The following is a 15642-nucleotide window of genomic DNA, read 5'->3' as shown; positions in this document are numbered from 1 at the left end:
CCCGGTTTCTGCGTCAGTCAACGTTTAAAAATTTTCAAACAATATTAGGACCTACCATGAGTACAACAGCACATCAAAGAATTGACGAGTTGGTTAAGCAAAACAAAATCATGGTGTTTATGAAGGGCAATAAGTTAATGCCCCAGTGTGGTTTTTCTAATACTGTGGTGCAAATTCTCAATACTTTGGGAGTGCCTTACGAAACTGTTGATGTTTTGGCAGACCAGGAAATTCGTCAAGGCGTTAAAGAGTATTCCAACTGGCCGACAATTCCTCAAGTTTATATCAACGGCGAATTTGTTGGTGGCTCGGATATTATGATCGAGATGTATCAAAAGGGCGAATTGCAAGAAGTTGTAGAAGTGGCTTTGGCTTCTTAAATTAGACAGAAAAAACATATCCCCGACTTCTTAAAGAAGTCGGGGAAATAACAGCAATCGCGTTTTACGTTGAATTAGGTTGATTTACTTAATTATTCGTTACCAGGCAAAGCCTAGGAACGCAATGCAGTCGGCTAGGCATCGAATTTTTAGGCTCCCAAAGCGAGGCCGAGCCTGTGGACATCGGTTCCGAGGCATAGCCAGGGAACCCGTTAAAATTGCCAATTCCCAATTCCCAATTCCCAATTCCCAATTCCCAATTCATCAAGGGTTTATCAAACCGAATTTGCTATTTAATAGTAGTCTGATTCAGCCTGTGTCTGTGTCTGTGGCATTGCAAAATTGGAGGGGTCGTGAATGTAACGCGCTGCTTCTTCCTCTAGTCTGTGAATCAGATAGGGCTCCAAACTGTTGGAGTGCCGCAGGGCTGCTAAATAGCCGTCTAAGTAAAGCCGTAGGTCATCAAAGCGATAACCTCTATTCCACATTTCGACGAGGGCGTCGGTGAGTTTTTGGTAGTGCCGGATTGTTTGGGTGTCTTGTAGCATGGTATGAGCTTGAAATCCTTTGTGGTTTGTATAATGACGGCGGGATTTAGGAACGGCCTCGATTGATGCTGAGTGGCTCAGCTTGAAGCTATTTCTAAATAAAAGTTTTTACCCTGCTCAACAGGCTACCCTCCATAAAAAATTTCACTCGTTGCAATGCAGTTGCTCGACTTTTTGCGCGCACCTAGATAATTCGCTGTGCGTTTAATTGAGTCGGGATGTGGCTGAATTTGACGGTCAAAGTGGCTGAGTGTTCCGGCTACCGAGCGAACGGTTGGAGGAATTCTAGTTTCACTTGCGCGATTTGTCAACCTCCTGGGATTGGGGGCTGGGTCGGGGGGATCGCTTTTGGCAGGCGGTTGGGGCATGGGATCGATCGGCTTTACACTGTCTTATTTTCATTGTAAGCTTACCGCCAGAATGATTTCACCTTTCTGCAGGCTGACTCTGCCAAATTAACCCCATCTTTAAAATTCGTACCCTAGCTATGTCCGCTGCTTTAAACGCAGCTAATGCTTGAGTAGCGATGGTTACAAAAGCTTGACAAAAGCTCTGTTAACCTTGTAGCAATTAGTGATATGGGAAGCTCGCCTCTGTGGAATCTGCAAGTATTTCAATTGTTGAAGGGAATCCGCACCTGCGATCGCTCTTGGGCTGGCATCTACAGCAAGTCGGTCACTGGGTGCACCAGTCAGCGGATATCAGTCACGCTAGGGAAATATTTTTCAGCCGCCAGCCAACCCTAGTCATTCTGGATGCCCAATTGCCGGATGGGGACGGTTTGGAATTTTGCAACTGGCTACAACAGCAGCAGCAGTCGCTGATTTTGATGCTGTCGGCGCGGAATTCGGAATCGGATATTGTTGAAGGTTTGAAGGCGGGGGCAGACGATTACCTGACTAAACCCTTTGGGATGCAAGAGTTTATGGCCAGGGTGGAAGCTCTGATGCGCCGTAACCGCACGATGCTACCGCCGGCGACGCTGGAGTGCGGGCTGCTGAAAATTGATTTGGTGCAGCGCCGAGTGAGATTGTACGAGGAACATATTGAGCTGACTCCCCAGGAATTTAGCCTGCTGTACGTGCTAGCTCAAGCTGGAGGAGTGCCGCTGTCGCGCTCGGATTTGCTGCGTCGGGCCTGGCCTGATGCGATTGATAACCCCCGGACGATCGACACTCACGTACTCTCTCTGCGTAAAAAAATCGAAATCGACCCGCGACAGCCGAGCCTGATTCAAACTGTACGGAATGTCGGCTACCGACTGAATCTGGAGTTGTTGAATAATGCTAATCAACATTCACCAGTGCCCAGGGCGGTGCTTTCTTAAACTGCGATCGGGCTATAAGTCGGATTTTATTTTGGGAATTGATTGGCGATCGCATCTGTTTTCGCAGCCATAATAAAATCATTGCGGTGCAGTCCAGGAATCTCGTGAGTCCACCAAGTAACGGTAACTTTCCCCCACTCGGTTAACAGTGCGGGGTGATGTCCTTCAGTTTCTGCTGCTTCGCCGACGCTGTTTGTAAAGGCGATCGCACTTTTGAAATCCGGGAATTCGTAAGTGCGTTCTATTTGGGGAATGCCATTTTTTTCGATCAAATTCCAGTCGGGAATTTGAGGTTTTAGCTGGACAATTTCGTAAGCTGTGACGCGGGCAGAGTTTGGGCTGCAGGCTGCACAGCGTTCTGTTGCTAAAGGTTCCATAAATTGCTGTTTAGCGAGAAGATGCTAAAAGATATTATAGACATTTCTAATCTGAATTATTTTGAAGGGCAACTGTCCTTTAGGATTGACATCTTGCACCATTTTTAATAAGCTTTTTATGGGCGGGTAGGATGCCCAACCCACAAGAAATTCACTCTTTGTGGAACAGGCCGGAAAGCCTGTTCTTGAGAATGGTGCAAGGCAGACATTGCGATCGAAATCGTTCATAAAACAGATGAGCAATCCTTTAAAATTTATGGAAATAATCGTTCACCGTGGAATCGGTTGACCGATAATATCAGGAATGGGCGGGTTCATTTGGCTATCTCGGTGATATTGTAAACGTTGGCGAACCCGCCCCTCCAAGTGCGATCGATCAACCGATAATTTTCTTAATCAAATCCAACTTACCCTTATAGGGAGCGTACCGCCATTTTAAGTCAAGTAAAAATGACTTTTGCAGCACGCTTTTTTGATGCGAAAAAGTATCAAAACTTGCTTTTGCGTGATAGCTACCGATGCCGCTTTCACCAACTCCGCCAAAAGGTAAATCTTTTACTCCCACTTGCATAACCGTGTCGTTGAGACAAACTCCCCCCGAAGAAGTTTCCCGCAAAACTCGCTCTTGTTTCTCTTTATTTTTAGAGAACAAATACAAAGCTAAAGGTTTGGGACGGGCGTTGATTTGGGCGATCGCCTCTCCGAAATCATCATACTCCAAAACTGGCAAAATCGGCCCAAAAATCTCATCCTGCATCACCGGCGAATCCCAGGAAACACGATCTAAAACCGTCGGTGCAATATATCTATCTTCCGGCTTAACTTCCCCACCGACGACAATTTCTCCATCTTTGATAAACCCACTCAAACGGTCTAATTGCCGCTGGTTAATAATCCGCGAATAGTCGGGACTTGTTTGCGGATCGTCGCCGTAAAATTCGTGAATTGCTGTTTTAATTGCTGTCATCAAAGCAGGTTTAACTTTTTTATCAACTAACAGGTAATCTGGAGCGATGCAAGTTTGTCCGGCATTGAGGAATTTGCCCCACGCAATGCGTTTTGCGGTGTATTCAACTTGAATATCTGAGTCTACAATGCAAGGACTTTTGCCACCTAATTCCAAGGTTACAGGTGTCAGGTGTTTAGCGGCAGCTTCCATGACAATTCGACCGATTTTAGTGCCTCCGGTAAAGAAGATGTGGTCGAATTTTTCGGCTAGTAATTGTTGGCTGATTTCGACTCCTCCTTCGACGGCGGCTACGTAGGCGGGATCGAAGGTTTTGGATATCATGTCGGCGATAACTTCGGAGGTGTGCGAGGCGATTTCCGAGGGTTTGAGAAGTGCACAGTTGCCGGCGGCGATCGCCCCGACTAAAGGTGATATCATTAGCTGAAATGGGTAATTCCAAGGCCCGATGATTAATACTACGCCCAAAGGTTCAGGGTAAATGCGGGCCGATGCTGGGAATTGATCTATCGAAGCAGCCACTTTTCTCGGCTTTACCCACGATTTGAGGTTTTTGATGGCATAATTAACTTCGGCGATCGATGCGATTTCAAGATAAGCCTCGAATTCCGGCCGACCGAGGTCTGCCTTGACAGCATCGACTATTCGTGATTGATTAAGTTCGATCGCACTTTTAAGTTTTTTCAGTTGTTCAAGCCGAAAATCCACATCTTTCGTTTTCCCAGTCGCAAAAAATTGTCGCTGCTGCTGGATAATATCGCTGACGCTGATTACCATATTTAGTCCTCCATGTCTATAAATAAATGTTACAACAGGAAAACGGAACTTGGGTAAAGTGCGATCGGTGTTAAAGCGCAGACCTCTTGAAAAAGTCTGCGATCGGGGCTTTATGCTATAACTTATAAGGTATTAATTGTAGATGCTTAATTTGAGTTAAGTCATGAAAATCTCTAAGAACGATTTTTTTTTCTATTCCTGCTGGCTGCTTTGCTTGCTTGCAGTAGCAGGATGTACCTCTAAGCCCGAAAAGCAAGTTGTCATCTGCTCGAAAGACTTTACCGAACAAGTCATCCTCGCCGAAATTTTAGCACGCCATATCGAAGCTAAAACAGATATCAAAGTAGAACGAGAACTGAATCTGGGAGGTTCGCTTTGCCATCAATCCCTAACAGCAGGTAAAATCGACTTGTACGTCGAATACACGGGGACTGCTTACGCCAACCTGCTCAAACAAAAACCGATTTCTGACCCCAAAAAAGTCCTCGATTACCTCAAACAAGAATATCCCAAACAGTTTAAAGCAGAATGGACGGAACCGCTGGGATTTAATAACAGTTTTGCGATTATTGTGCGGGGAGACGATGCCAAAAAACTCAATTTACAAACTCTCTCGCAACTTGGGAAAGCTTCACCTAACCTCCGGGCTGGTTTCGGCCCAGAATTTAACGAGAGAGAAGATGGGTTTCCCGGATTGGCGAAAACTTACGGAATTAAGTTTCGAGAACAACCGAAGGAATTGCTGTTAGGATTGCTTTATCAAGCGCTGCAACAAAAAGAAGTAGATGTGATTGCTGGTAATACGACGGACGGTTTGATTCAAAGTTTAGGTTTAGTAGTTCTCAAAGATGACAAGGGCTATTTCCCGCCCTACGAAGCAGTTCCGGTTGTGCGATCGCAAATTTTGGAGAAATACCCGGAATTGCGTCCAGTGTTCGCAGAATTGGGCGGCAAAATCTCTGAGGAAGATATGCGGAAACTCAACTATCAAGTTGACGGGGAACAGCAGGAAGCCGGACAAGTGGCGCGGGAGTTTTTGCAGCAAAAGTTGGGCGGTTCCCAGCCCGCACCTAACGCAAAATAATCGGCAGTTTCTATCCTAAAAGTTCACTTTATATCCGTAGCAGCTTACTTAAAAGTTGGGATTAGAAATTGGTAAGTATTGGGATTTCTACGATTTCAGCAATTTTATGAGCTAGCTTTTTAAAGTCTAGGTAAACACTTTGCACGGCCTGGACGTGAGAACCAATTGCCCCATCCGCAGGTTTGAGGTGGAACATAGGTTTATGGGCTTCTTGAGCAAGCGGCATCAGACTCTGATAGTGTTTTAGCAAAGCTAAACAGTGAGGATCTTCCGCGATGGAAAGTGTGCTATTTTCCGATTCATTGAGCACAGCTTCCCGATAAATATTAGGAATCCGTGCAATCCATCGCTGATCAGCTTTCACTGGGCGGTCTAGCCGTACCGAGTGTTGCAGGACAATATAACCAACAGGTTGCATTTGACCTTGAGGAAGCTTTAAATCAGGGGCAGGATTTTTCTCTAATCTTTCTAGCCATTCTTGCCGCCAGCGTCTGAGAGTTGGGCCGAGATTTTTCAATCCTTGCAGTGAGAATAAATCCGGTGATAGAGGAACTACTACATAGTTAGCTGCAATCAAAGCGGCCCGGTTAATCGCTCCTAAATTCGGGCCGATGTCTGTCAAAACTACATCAGCTTGATGAACTGTTGCTGCTTCTTGCAAGAGTCGCCAAAAAGCAGAAATGACCCGAAAAGAACGCTCCTTGCGATCGGTGCAGCCGGGCCATTCTGCTGAGAGGTCATCTTCAAATCCAGAGAGCAATAAATCTCCTACCAAGAGTCCCAATCTTTCTTCAATGTGCTCTACTTCTGGAGTAGCAATATCACCAATTCCTCTAACTAAAGGCTGTACGCAGCGAAAAACTGTGTTAGGTCGGTTATTGCCTTCCCACAATTCTTCTAAACGTTCTTCATCTAGAAAAGCAGCAGTCAAATTAGCTTGGGGGTCTAAATCTGCTGCTAGCACCCGCATTCCTAAATTGCGATACATCCAGGCTAAATGATAGACTAGCGAAGTTTTACCGACGCCACTTTTATTATTGAAAAAAGCAATAATGGGTACTGTCACGGATGCCTCCTAATAATTACTAAAACATGAGCATCTTCGACAACAAACTCCGGTGGTGGACTGCCATTTTTTTGCAGTGAATTGCGAGCTATGGCGATACCCATTCCAAACCTTTGTACATAACCAAGATTTTTTAAGGCTTCTGCTAAGTTTGGATTGCGGTAGTCAGTGATTCCAGGCCTACCAAAATTTTGTCTGTTAACTTGTCCAAAGGGCCCCCCGGGGTTTTGAATTTCAATGCGATCGCTAAACCAGGTAATTCTTACTGGTGCATACGTCCCTTCATAGGTGCGGTGCAAGAGCGCATTTCTAGCAAGCTGTTGCAGTGCTACTAACGGGTAATCTGGCTGCTGGATTTCCACTGACTGAGCGGTAATATCAGAAGCTATTGAGATATGAGATTGCAGTATTTCATCTAACACTCTCAGCATCATAGAAAGTTGCCCGGCAATTTCTTTCTGGTCTTTAATTGGGTCGGTTAGCTCAGTTCCCTCAATTCGCAAAAATTGAATGTAAGCACCCGGTATCAATTGCCTTGGGTCTTTTCCTACTACCAATATACCTAAATTTGTTGGCTGAATTGACGGTAAACTGGTAATAAATCTTACTGATGCTAATTGGTGTTCGACGGTTCTTTGATTTTCTTCTAATATGTCACTAGGCAATGCTGAAGGTAGATATTCCTGTTGAAATAAAGTTAAATTTAAGTCATCTAGTGTCCCGGAAGGCAAAGATTGAATATCAAAAGGTAAATCTCTGGAACGCCGTTTTTCTGAGAGACGGCGCTCTTCTTCGGCTGTGGCAGTAGCGCGGCGGGGGCCCACCCGTACCCAGATTCGCCCCTCATAGCGGACAGGGGGTGCATCTGATGGTTCTACAATGACTGCTGCTAACTCGCATCCCGCAAGCGTTCGCTTTTGCACGGTTATCGCGGGAAAAGGCAGTATATTTCCATCTGAACGCATATCCGAGAGGGTTAGTAACAGTTGATCGGTGATGCTCAAATTGGCACAGCTTCCATCATCATTAACACCTATAAATAGTACCCCTGGCTGTTGGTGGTTTGGCAAGTCGTTGGCAAAAGCGCATATAGCCTGACGGAGTTTACCCCTATCGGATGTTGAGGCCTTGCGCTCTACTCGATCGGATTCAATGTCTTTGAGGAGATTTTCTAACTGACTGTCATCCATGCTTTAACTTATTTGTCGTAAATTATTCTTACTGCTTGCTAACAGCCGACTGCGGCTATAGCAATCCTAAATCATTTGTGAATTTCTTACTCCCTCCCCTTGATAAGGGGAGGGTTGGGGTGGGGTAAAAAATTTACGACTCCTGCAAGGATTGCTATAGTTTGGGAATTGTTAAGAGTTTAAATAGAAAAGTTTATTTTCAATTACTACTTACCAATTTCCCGCATCAGCCGCTAAATTAAATTTCTAAGTCCCTTCACTCAGCCTCCGCAAATTCAAAATATCGCTCATCTTTTTAATTTGCATACAAGTCCGCTCGAACTGTTGTTTATCCTGGATATCCATGCACAAGTCAATTAAGGCCGGCAATCCGGGATATGTTTTGACTTGAGCGCTGCGGACGTTTACTTGGTTGTCCTTCAAATGCGATAAAACATCATTGAGAACTCCCACTCGATCGAGGGCTTCAATTTGAATATTAACCGGATAAGTGTTGGGTCGAGATTCATTGCGGTTGCTGGAATTCCAACTCACAGGAACCAAGCGATCCCCAGGTACGCTCTCAACATTTGAACATCGTTGTCGGTGAATCGAAATTCCGCGAGTGCGAGTCACAACTCCAATAATTGATTCCCCAGGAATCGGACAGCAACAGCCGGCTAAATGGTAGAGCAATCCCTCTACACCTGCGATGGGCGATTTGCTCGGAGACGAACTCGGTAATGGTTTCGGTGTCGTCGATGCAGGTATTAGCTGGGGCAATTCGTGGGTTGCTGCGGGAGCAGCTTCAATTTTTTGCTGCACTTTTACTAAATCTCGCAGTCGATTTACTACGAGATTTAGGGTGACTTCGCCGTAGCCTAAACCGGCGATTAAATCCTCGACGCTGTGGTAGTTGCAGCGCTGAGCCACCGATTGCATGGGTTCAGATTTTAGCAAAGATTCTAAGCCGTTTTTACCTAATTCTTTTTCCAGCAATTCTCGGCCGCGAGCGAGATTTTCATCTCGGTGCGATCGCTTCAACCACTGGCGAATTCGGTTTTTTGCTCCGTTTGTCTTGACAAAATTCAGCCAATCGGAACTCGGATGACCATTTTTTTGGGTCAAGATTTCTACAATATCGCCGTTCTTTAAAACCTTGTCTAGTGTCACCATTCGCCCGTTGACTCTGGCACCGGTGCAGTGATTGCCAATTTCTGTGTGAATGCGGTAAGCAAAATCTACGGGAGTTGAGCCGCTATTGAGAGCAATCACGTCTCCGTTAGGAGTAAAAACGTAAATATCTTCGTCGAATAAGTTGTCCTTAATGCTTTGTAAATATTCGCGATCGTCTTTGAGGTCGCTTTGCCATTCAAGGAGTTGTCGCAGCCAAGTAAATTTTTCGTCATCGCCGGTGACTTTTGTGTTAGAACCGCCGGTTTCTTTGTATTTCCAGTGCGCGGCAATGCCGTATTCTGCAATGTGGTGCATTGCTACGGTGCGAATTTGCACTTCGATGGGGCGGCCGCTGGTTCCGATTACTCCGGTGTGCAAAGATTGGTAGCGGTTGGCTTTTGGTAAACCGATATAATCTTTAAAGCGGCCGGGAATCGGGCGGAAAGAATCGTGGACGATCGCCAAAGCCCGATAACAGTCATCATTGGTTTCTACTATGATCCGCACCGCCGCAATATCGTACACTTGGTTAAAGCCTTTTTGGCGGCGCTGCATCTTCCCATAAATTCCGTACAAATGTTTGGGACGACCGCTGACTTCGTAGCATTTAATGCCTAATTTGTCAAGCCTTTCTCGCAAACTATCTGTGACTTCTGCGAGTTGAGTTTCTCGATCGGCTCGCTTCACCGCCACTAAGTCCTGAATTTCGCGGTAAGCTTCCGGTTCCAGGTATTTAAAGGCTAAATCTTCCAATTCCCACTTAAAGCGGCCAATACCCAAACGGTTCGCTAGGGGAGCAAAAATATCTCGGGTTTCTAGGGCAATAGTGCGCTGCTTTTCTTCGGACAAATGCTCCAAAGTCCTCATGTTGTGCAGCCGATCTGCCAGTTTGACGACAATGACGCGAATATCTTTAGCCATTGCTAGGAACATTCGGCGGAAATTTTCCGCAAGGCGCTCTGTTTTGCTGGAAAAATTAAACTTAGAAAGCTTGGTGACACCTTCAACCAACTGTCGCACTTCGGCGCCGAACCGCTGTTCTATTTCTTCGAGAGTAATATCTGTATCTTCAACAATGTCGTGGAGGAAGCCGGCGGCAATCATGACGTTGTTGCCGCCCATATACCGGAGTATTCCAGCGACAGCTACCGGATGGCAAATGTAAGGTTCTCCTGATTTGCGGTATTGTCCTTCGTGCAAGTCGCGGGCAAATTCAAAGGCCCGACAAATTAAGCTGTCGTCAGTCGAACAATTCTGGTTAGGGCTGCCATCAGGCTCCGATCGAGCATTCAGGCATTCTTGCAGCCAATCGGGAACTACAGCAGGATCGATCGAAGGAGAGGGAGTCAGAGTGTTCGCGTTCATGGGGTACACCTTTAAAACTTAGAAATACAAATGGTTAAAAGCCGGTTTTCGGTTGAATTGCCGAAATTATGTGTTTAGCTATACTAAACTAATTGAATGCCACAATTTGCAATTCAAAAAAATAGTCGATTTTTCTCAAACTATACCTATCTAATTCCGAGTCGCCCCCCCTCGCAGGTAGGAAAAGATAGTGACACCACTGCTGCCGCAGCAGTCTGTCGATCGGGGAAAATCGGGTAAAATAAGCATATTTTGGCGGTAGCCGTTGAGGTTGCGGGCGATCGGCATTTACCGGCAACGCTAAACTAAAAGCAGCAGCCAGAAGGGTAGAGTCAGGGCAGCAAATCAAAAAAAGTTCTCACAAAACAGGGAATAGCTCCAAAAACGCACAGCTTCCCTCCCTATGAGCAAACTTAAGTAAGTATCTACTTTGATTATAAATACAAATTTGTTTACAAAATCATGATATTGTCCGAAGACCGCCGCCAGTGCTACCAAGAATTACAGCAAGCGCTAGAAGAACTACAAAGAACTGCTGCACAGGAGAATCTGGATCGGGCCGCGCTGGCGATCGAATACACAAAAGTGCAACAATTTTTCGGAAACCAAATTATGAGAGCCGAAAGCGATGAGTTAGACGCCTCAGAAACACCCCCAGAGCAGTCCTATTTGACGGAAATTCACAAGCAACTGCGGTTATTGGGGACAGATGTCACCTTTTTGCAAGCGTCGCGCCAGCCAGCGACAGCAAAGGCGAGGCAAACTGGGGCGATCGCGCGGCTCAACACGCTAATTGGCTACTGTGGCGCGCTGCTGCAAAAAAATTCTGGTTCTTCAGGGCCCGCCTAGATACAGAATTAATAATTGAATTAACAGGGAATTAATAAGGCAAGGAGAAATAAAGCGGTGGAATGTCCAAAATGTAAACATCCCAATTTAGAAGGCGGTACCTTAGCCGGCCGTATGTCGGTGCAGTGGTGTCCCAACTGTTACGGTATCTGGATTCCAGGCAGAGAATACGAAGCTTGGCAAAAAGAGCAAAGCCAGTGGTACAACAAATCCGAGAAGCCTGATGCGACAGCGACTCTCGGCATAGAATTCACGCCGTCTCCCTACGACAGCAAAGCAGCGCTGTGTCCCGAAGACGGTCACTATCTGTCGCGGGCGAAAGTTCCTTTCAGCAGAGTGCCCTTTTACATAGAGCGCTGTATGTTGTGCGGGGGCATTTGGTGCGATAACGGCGAGTGGGACATTCTCGAAAGTCTGGGATTCCACACCGAGATTGACAAGATGTTTTCTCCGAATTGGCAAGCTAAGGCCCGCGTGCAAGAACTCGCCTCTCGGGAACGTCAAGTGCTGACTGAGAAGTTGGGGCCGGATATCGCCGGATATGTGTTGGAACTCGCGGAAGTTTTAGCAGACCATCCTCACGCAGATTGTGCCGCTACTTACATACTGCGGAGAGCTGAGTTGAAGCGAAGGGAAATTTAGTCAGTTGATGGTTGTCAGTTGTCAGTTGTCAGTTGTTAGTTGTCAGTTGTCAGTTATCAGTTGCTCGGTGAATGATGTACTAATAAAAGCTTTGTTTGTAGCTATTTTTATTTGTATTTACAAACAGCAGAGCCGTCTCTTGCCAATAACTAATAACTCTGAAACACTAAGAAGTAACAACTAACAGCCAGTATATTGACCATTAAATAACAAATAACAACTGACCACTGACCACTGACTACTGACCGAAAGCATCCAGGATACAAGCCCCCGAATTTATCTCGCGCAAGTTAATGCTTTAATTCTTTAATCTAAAATCCAAAATCTAAAATCTAAAATCGATTGACTAAGGACTAATGACTAATGACTAATGACTATTCTCTATTTTCCGTTGACAATCTGCGAGTAGCTTATCCTCAGCGGCGAGGCCAATCCGGTTGGGCCGTTGACGGGGTTTCGCTGACGCTGAAACCGGGGGAAAAGCTCGGATTAGTTGGGGAGTCTGGATGCGGTAAGTCAACTTTGGGAAGGGCGGCGATGCGGTTGCTGCCGGATTCAACGCTGATTGAGGGGCGAGTTAGTTTTGCTGGAGAGTCGGTGTTTGATATGAATGCTTCGCGGCTGAGACAATTTCGGGGCGAAGCTGTAGCATTGATTTTTCAAGATCCGATGACTCGTCTCGATCCTTTGATGACTGTAGGAGAACATTGCATCGAGACTTTGCAAGCTCACCGACCGAATTTGGATCGCAAGCAAGCTAAGAAACGGGCGATCGAAACTCTGGAAGCTGTGAAAATTCCCGCGTCTCGCTGGTCGCAATTTCCCCACGAATTTAGCGGCGGAATGCGACAAAGAGTAGCAATTGCTTTGGCTCTTTTGCTCGATCCCAAATTAATTGTGGCCGACGAACCGACTACAAGTTTGGACGTAACTGTCGCCGCCCAGATTTTGCAGGAATTAACCAGACTTTGTGAGGAACGGGGAACGGCTATTTTGTTGATTTCTCACGATTTGGCGATGGTGGCTGAGTATTGCGATCGCATTGCGGTGATGTACGGCGGTAAAGTTGTAGAAACAGGGCCGGTGCTAAACGTTTTTGAGAAGCCGCAGCACGAATATACTCGATCGCTCCTCAAAGCAGCTTTGCACATTCAAGCCGATTCTGACAAAGGGTTAGCATTCGAGGAAATCAGGACTGAAGCCGTTACTGCAAACTTAACAAATTCGCCTCTTTTGACCGTAACCAATTTGCAGCAACACTACAGTTTAGAAAGCAATTTATTAGATCAGTTGTTTTCCAGGAATCGGCAGGTAATTAAAGCCGTAGACGGCGTTAGTTTAGAGCTACAACGGGGAGAAATCCTAGGGCTGGTGGGGGAGTCCGGCTGCGGCAAAAGTACCTTGTCACGCACGATTTTGCAGCTAATTACCGCGACTGGCGGCAAAGTGGAATTTCAAGGAATAGATATAACTGCCCTGAACCGCGATGCTGTGAGGAAGCACCGCCGCGAAATGCAAATGATTTTTCAAGACCCCCACGCTTGCCTGAATCCGATGATGACTGTCGGGCAAAGTATTGCTGATCCTTTGTTTATTCACAAATTAGCTAATGGCAGCGAAGCTAAAAAACAAGTAATCCAAATGTTAGAGCGGGTGGGTTTAAGTCCTGGGGAGGATTTCTTTCGTCGCTATCCGGGGGAATTGTCGGGAGGACAACAGCAGCGAGTTTCGATCGCCCGCGCTTTGATTACTCGGCCACAACTGATAATTTGCGACGAACCTGTGAGTATGCTGGATGCCAGCGTGCAGACTCAAGTTTTAGAGCTGATGTTGGAGTTGAAGCAGGAATTTAATTTGACTTATCTGTTTATTACGCACGATTTGTGGGTGGCGAGATTTTTTTGCGATCGTATTGCGGTAATGAATGCTGGAAAAATTGTTGAAATCGGTAAGACTAGGGATATTTTTACTAATCCGCAGCACCCTTACACTCAGCAGTTGTTGCAGGCTGCTCCTTTACTAGCCCGAACTAATTGATTTGGGATTTGGGATTTGGGATTTGGGATTTGGGATTTGGGATTTCGGAAATTTCGGGTTAAATTGGTTAAAGTTAAGGGATACTTTTCAAATCCTTCCACCGACACCAAGCACGATATGGCAGAATCTGACCTAGGCAGTTTTGCGGTGGCACCCGAAGCCTCATTCGCGATCGCAGAAGATGAAGACACCGAGATCGATCGTCCGACGGTAACTCGATCGTCAGCATACAACAACTGGTCTGCCGACGATCCAGTGGGAGCTTTGTTCAAGGAAATGGCTCGGTATCCTCTACTGACAGCAGCCGAAGAAGTAGAGTTGGCGCGCCGCGTTCAAGAATTGGTAGCCCTGGATGAACTAGAACAGCGTTTGCAGCAGGAATTGGACAGAGTGCCGACAAAAGCTGAAATCGCAGCGGCTTTGGGGATAAGCGAAACTCAAATGCAACAGCTTCGCCACCAGTGTCAGTCGGCGAAACGGAAAATGATCAGCTCGAATTTGCGCTTGGTGGTTTCGATTGCCAAACGCTATCTTAATCGGGGCGTGCCTTTTCTCGATTTAATTCAGGAAGGAGCTTTGGGTTTAAATCGAGCAGCCGAAAAGTTCGATCCAGAGAAGGGTTACAAGTTTTCTACCTATGCCTATTGGTGGATTCGCCAAGGAATTACCCGGACAATTGCCAATCAAGGGCGGACGATTCGCTTGCCTGTTCACATTGTCGAACAGTTAAATAAACTCAAAAAAGTTTATCGAGATTTGAAGCGTTCTCTTCAACGAAATCCAAGTGAAACTGAACTTGCTAGAGAAATGCAAGTTAGTTGCGAACAGCTTCGCTACCTCCAGCAAGTACGTCGGCAATCTTTGTCTCTCAACCACCGCATCGGCTCAGAAGAAAGTTCCGAACTTTTGGATGTTCTCGAAGATAACGCGACGCAATCTCCCGAAGCTCAGATGAATGAGATGATGATGCGCCAAGATATTTTGGAGGTGTTGGACAGTATTTTGACTGAGCGGGAAAAAGAGATTGTTGCTATGCGTTACGGTTTGCTGACCGGCGAACCTTACACTTTAGAAGAGGTCAGCAGTTTGTTCAATTTGTCCCGCGAACGAGTCCGTCAAATTCAAAATAAGGCAATGCGAAAGCTGCGCCGCCCTCAAGTGACGGAACGATTGAAGGGCTGGTTGAAATAAGCCAAAAAAATTGAGTTGGCATTTTGAAAAATCTTAAAATTATTGTGGGGTGGCACTCCGAGGCCACCGTAAATATGCTGGTTTAATGTGGAAAAAATTAATTAAAAATTACAAATTAAAAATGTCTTGATGTGGTATTTTTAATTGTTAATTGTCGCGTACTACTTACTTATTTATGTCTTCTGAGGTAATTTTGCGTCCAGCTACCCGCGCCGACGTGCCGGTGCTGTTTGATTTGATTAAAGCTTTAGCTGAGTACGAAAAATTATCTCATGCCGTTACTGGCAATGCCGTTGATTTGGAGCATCATTTGTTTGGCTCACGACCTTTTGCTGAAGCGGTTTTAGCCGAGTGCGAAGGTCAAGTTGTGGGCTGGGCGCTGTTTTTTTACAATTATTCTACTTTTTTAACTCAGCCGGGAATTTATTTGGAAGATTTGTTTGTGCTGCCTGAGTTTCGAGGGCGGGGAATTGGCAAGTCTTTGATAGTTTATTTAGCGCAGTTGACAGTAGAAAGGGGCTGCGGGCGTTTGGAATGGAGCGTTTTGGATTGGAATGAATTGGCGATCGGATTTTACAAGGGTATCGGTGCTGATGTGATGCCCGACTGGCGGATTTGCCGGGTTGCGGGCGAGTCTTTGGCAAATTTGGCATCGAAGTAATTCAGGCGTGTGGAACAGGCATCTTG

15 protein-coding genes are annotated in these 15642 nt (G+C 46.0%); 8 read left to right on the top strand and 7 right to left on the bottom strand.

Annotated elements, in window-relative coordinates:
• Positions 1 to 56: 56 nt before the first annotated feature.
• Positions 57 to 380, top strand: coding sequence for a Grx4 family monothiol glutaredoxin (gene grxD, locus QUB20_RS02255; RefSeq protein ID WP_333201083.1), 324 nt, complete (start codon positions 57 to 59; stop codon positions 378 to 380).
• Between the two features lie 293 nt (positions 381 to 673).
• On the opposite strand, the gene QUB20_RS02250 is transcribed toward grxD, so the two are convergent.
• On the bottom strand, positions 674 to 928 hold the full coding sequence (locus QUB20_RS02250; protein WP_333101986.1) for a DUF6761 family protein: 255 nt from the start codon (positions 926 to 928) through the stop codon (positions 674 to 676).
• A 595-nt stretch (positions 929 to 1523) separates the two neighbouring features.
• On the opposite strand from QUB20_RS02250, the gene QUB20_RS02245 reads away from it, so the two are divergent.
• On the top strand, positions 1524 to 2255 hold the full coding sequence (locus QUB20_RS02245) for a response regulator transcription factor (protein WP_333052527.1): 732 nt from the start codon (positions 1524 to 1526) through the stop codon (positions 2253 to 2255).
• Between the two features lie 26 nt (positions 2256 to 2281).
• On the opposite strand, the gene QUB20_RS02240 is transcribed toward QUB20_RS02245, so the two are convergent.
• Together QUB20_RS02240 and QUB20_RS02235 are read right to left on the bottom strand one after the other, a co-directional pair.
• Positions 2282 to 2632, bottom strand: a complete 351-nt coding sequence (locus QUB20_RS02240; protein ID WP_333242768.1) for a 4a-hydroxytetrahydrobiopterin dehydratase — start codon at positions 2630 to 2632, stop codon at positions 2282 to 2284.
• 376 nt (positions 2633 to 3008) lie between these two features.
• Positions 3009 to 4376, bottom strand: coding sequence for an aldehyde dehydrogenase (locus QUB20_RS02235; RefSeq protein ID WP_333242771.1), 1368 nt, complete (start codon positions 4374 to 4376; stop codon positions 3009 to 3011).
• 163 nt (positions 4377 to 4539) lie between these two features.
• Here QUB20_RS02235 and QUB20_RS02230 point away from each other — a divergent pair, with 163 nt between their 5' ends.
• A complete protein-coding gene (locus tag QUB20_RS02230) occupies positions 4540 to 5460 on the top strand; it encodes a glycine betaine ABC transporter substrate-binding protein (RefSeq protein WP_333242775.1) in 921 nt (306 codons plus the stop codon).
• 61 nt (positions 5461 to 5521) lie between these two features.
• On the opposite strand, the gene QUB20_RS02225 is transcribed toward QUB20_RS02230, so the two are convergent.
• The 4 genes from QUB20_RS02225 to QUB20_RS02210 form a co-directional block, all read right to left on the bottom strand.
• Complete coding sequence (locus QUB20_RS02225) at positions 5522 to 6526, bottom strand: AAA family ATPase (protein WP_333242778.1); 1005 nt, start codon at positions 6524 to 6526, stop codon at positions 5522 to 5524.
• Entirely contained in the window at positions 6523 to 7716 is a 1194-nt protein-coding gene (locus QUB20_RS02220; RefSeq protein WP_333242781.1) for an ATP-binding protein, read from the bottom strand. Before QUB20_RS02220 ends, QUB20_RS02225 begins: the two co-directional genes overlap by 4 nt.
• 246 nt (positions 7717 to 7962) lie before the next feature.
• The gene (locus QUB20_RS02215) at positions 7963 to 10236 is read right to left on the bottom strand and encodes a bifunctional (p)ppGpp synthetase/guanosine-3',5'-bis(diphosphate) 3'-pyrophosphohydrolase (protein WP_333242784.1); all 2274 of its coding nucleotides are present in this window, start codon (positions 10234 to 10236) and stop codon (positions 7963 to 7965) included.
• An 88-nt stretch (positions 10237 to 10324) separates the two neighbouring features.
• Positions 10325 to 10585, bottom strand: coding sequence for a hypothetical protein (locus QUB20_RS02210; RefSeq protein ID WP_333052543.1), 261 nt, complete (start codon positions 10583 to 10585; stop codon positions 10325 to 10327).
• Positions 10586 to 10698: 113 nt separating this feature from the next.
• Here QUB20_RS02210 and patD point away from each other — a divergent pair, with 113 nt between their 5' ends.
• From patD to QUB20_RS02185, 5 genes are all read left to right on the top strand, one after another.
• Positions 10699 to 11085, top strand: coding sequence for a heterocyst frequency control protein PatD (gene patD, locus QUB20_RS02205; protein WP_333052545.1), 387 nt, complete (start codon positions 10699 to 10701; stop codon positions 11083 to 11085).
• A 57-nt stretch (positions 11086 to 11142) separates the two neighbouring features.
• Positions 11143 to 11727 carry a zf-TFIIB domain-containing protein gene (locus QUB20_RS02200; protein ID WP_333052547.1) on the top strand — a complete coding sequence of 195 codons (585 nt, stop codon included), beginning with the start codon at positions 11143 to 11145 and terminating at the stop codon, positions 11725 to 11727.
• Positions 11728 to 12090: 363 nt separating this feature from the next.
• The gene (locus QUB20_RS02195; protein ID WP_333242786.1) at positions 12091 to 13764 is read left to right on the top strand and encodes an ABC transporter ATP-binding protein; all 1674 of its coding nucleotides are present in this window, start codon (positions 12091 to 12093) and stop codon (positions 13762 to 13764) included.
• A 117-nt stretch (positions 13765 to 13881) separates the two neighbouring features.
• On the top strand, positions 13882 to 14955 hold the full coding sequence (locus QUB20_RS02190) for an RNA polymerase sigma factor, RpoD/SigA family (RefSeq protein ID WP_333052553.1): 1074 nt from the start codon (positions 13882 to 13884) through the stop codon (positions 14953 to 14955).
• A 175-nt stretch (positions 14956 to 15130) separates the two neighbouring features.
• Positions 15131 to 15616 carry a GNAT family N-acetyltransferase gene (locus QUB20_RS02185; protein ID WP_333242791.1) on the top strand — a complete coding sequence of 162 codons (486 nt, stop codon included), beginning with the start codon at positions 15131 to 15133 and terminating at the stop codon, positions 15614 to 15616.
• Positions 15617 to 15642: the final 26 nt, after the last annotated feature.

The organism is Microcoleus sp. B4-C2 (assembly GCF_036705265.1).
Lineage (GTDB): Bacteria > Cyanobacteriota > Cyanobacteriia > Cyanobacteriales > Microcoleaceae > Microcoleus.
This window is presented reverse-complemented; position numbering and strand designations above follow the sequence as displayed.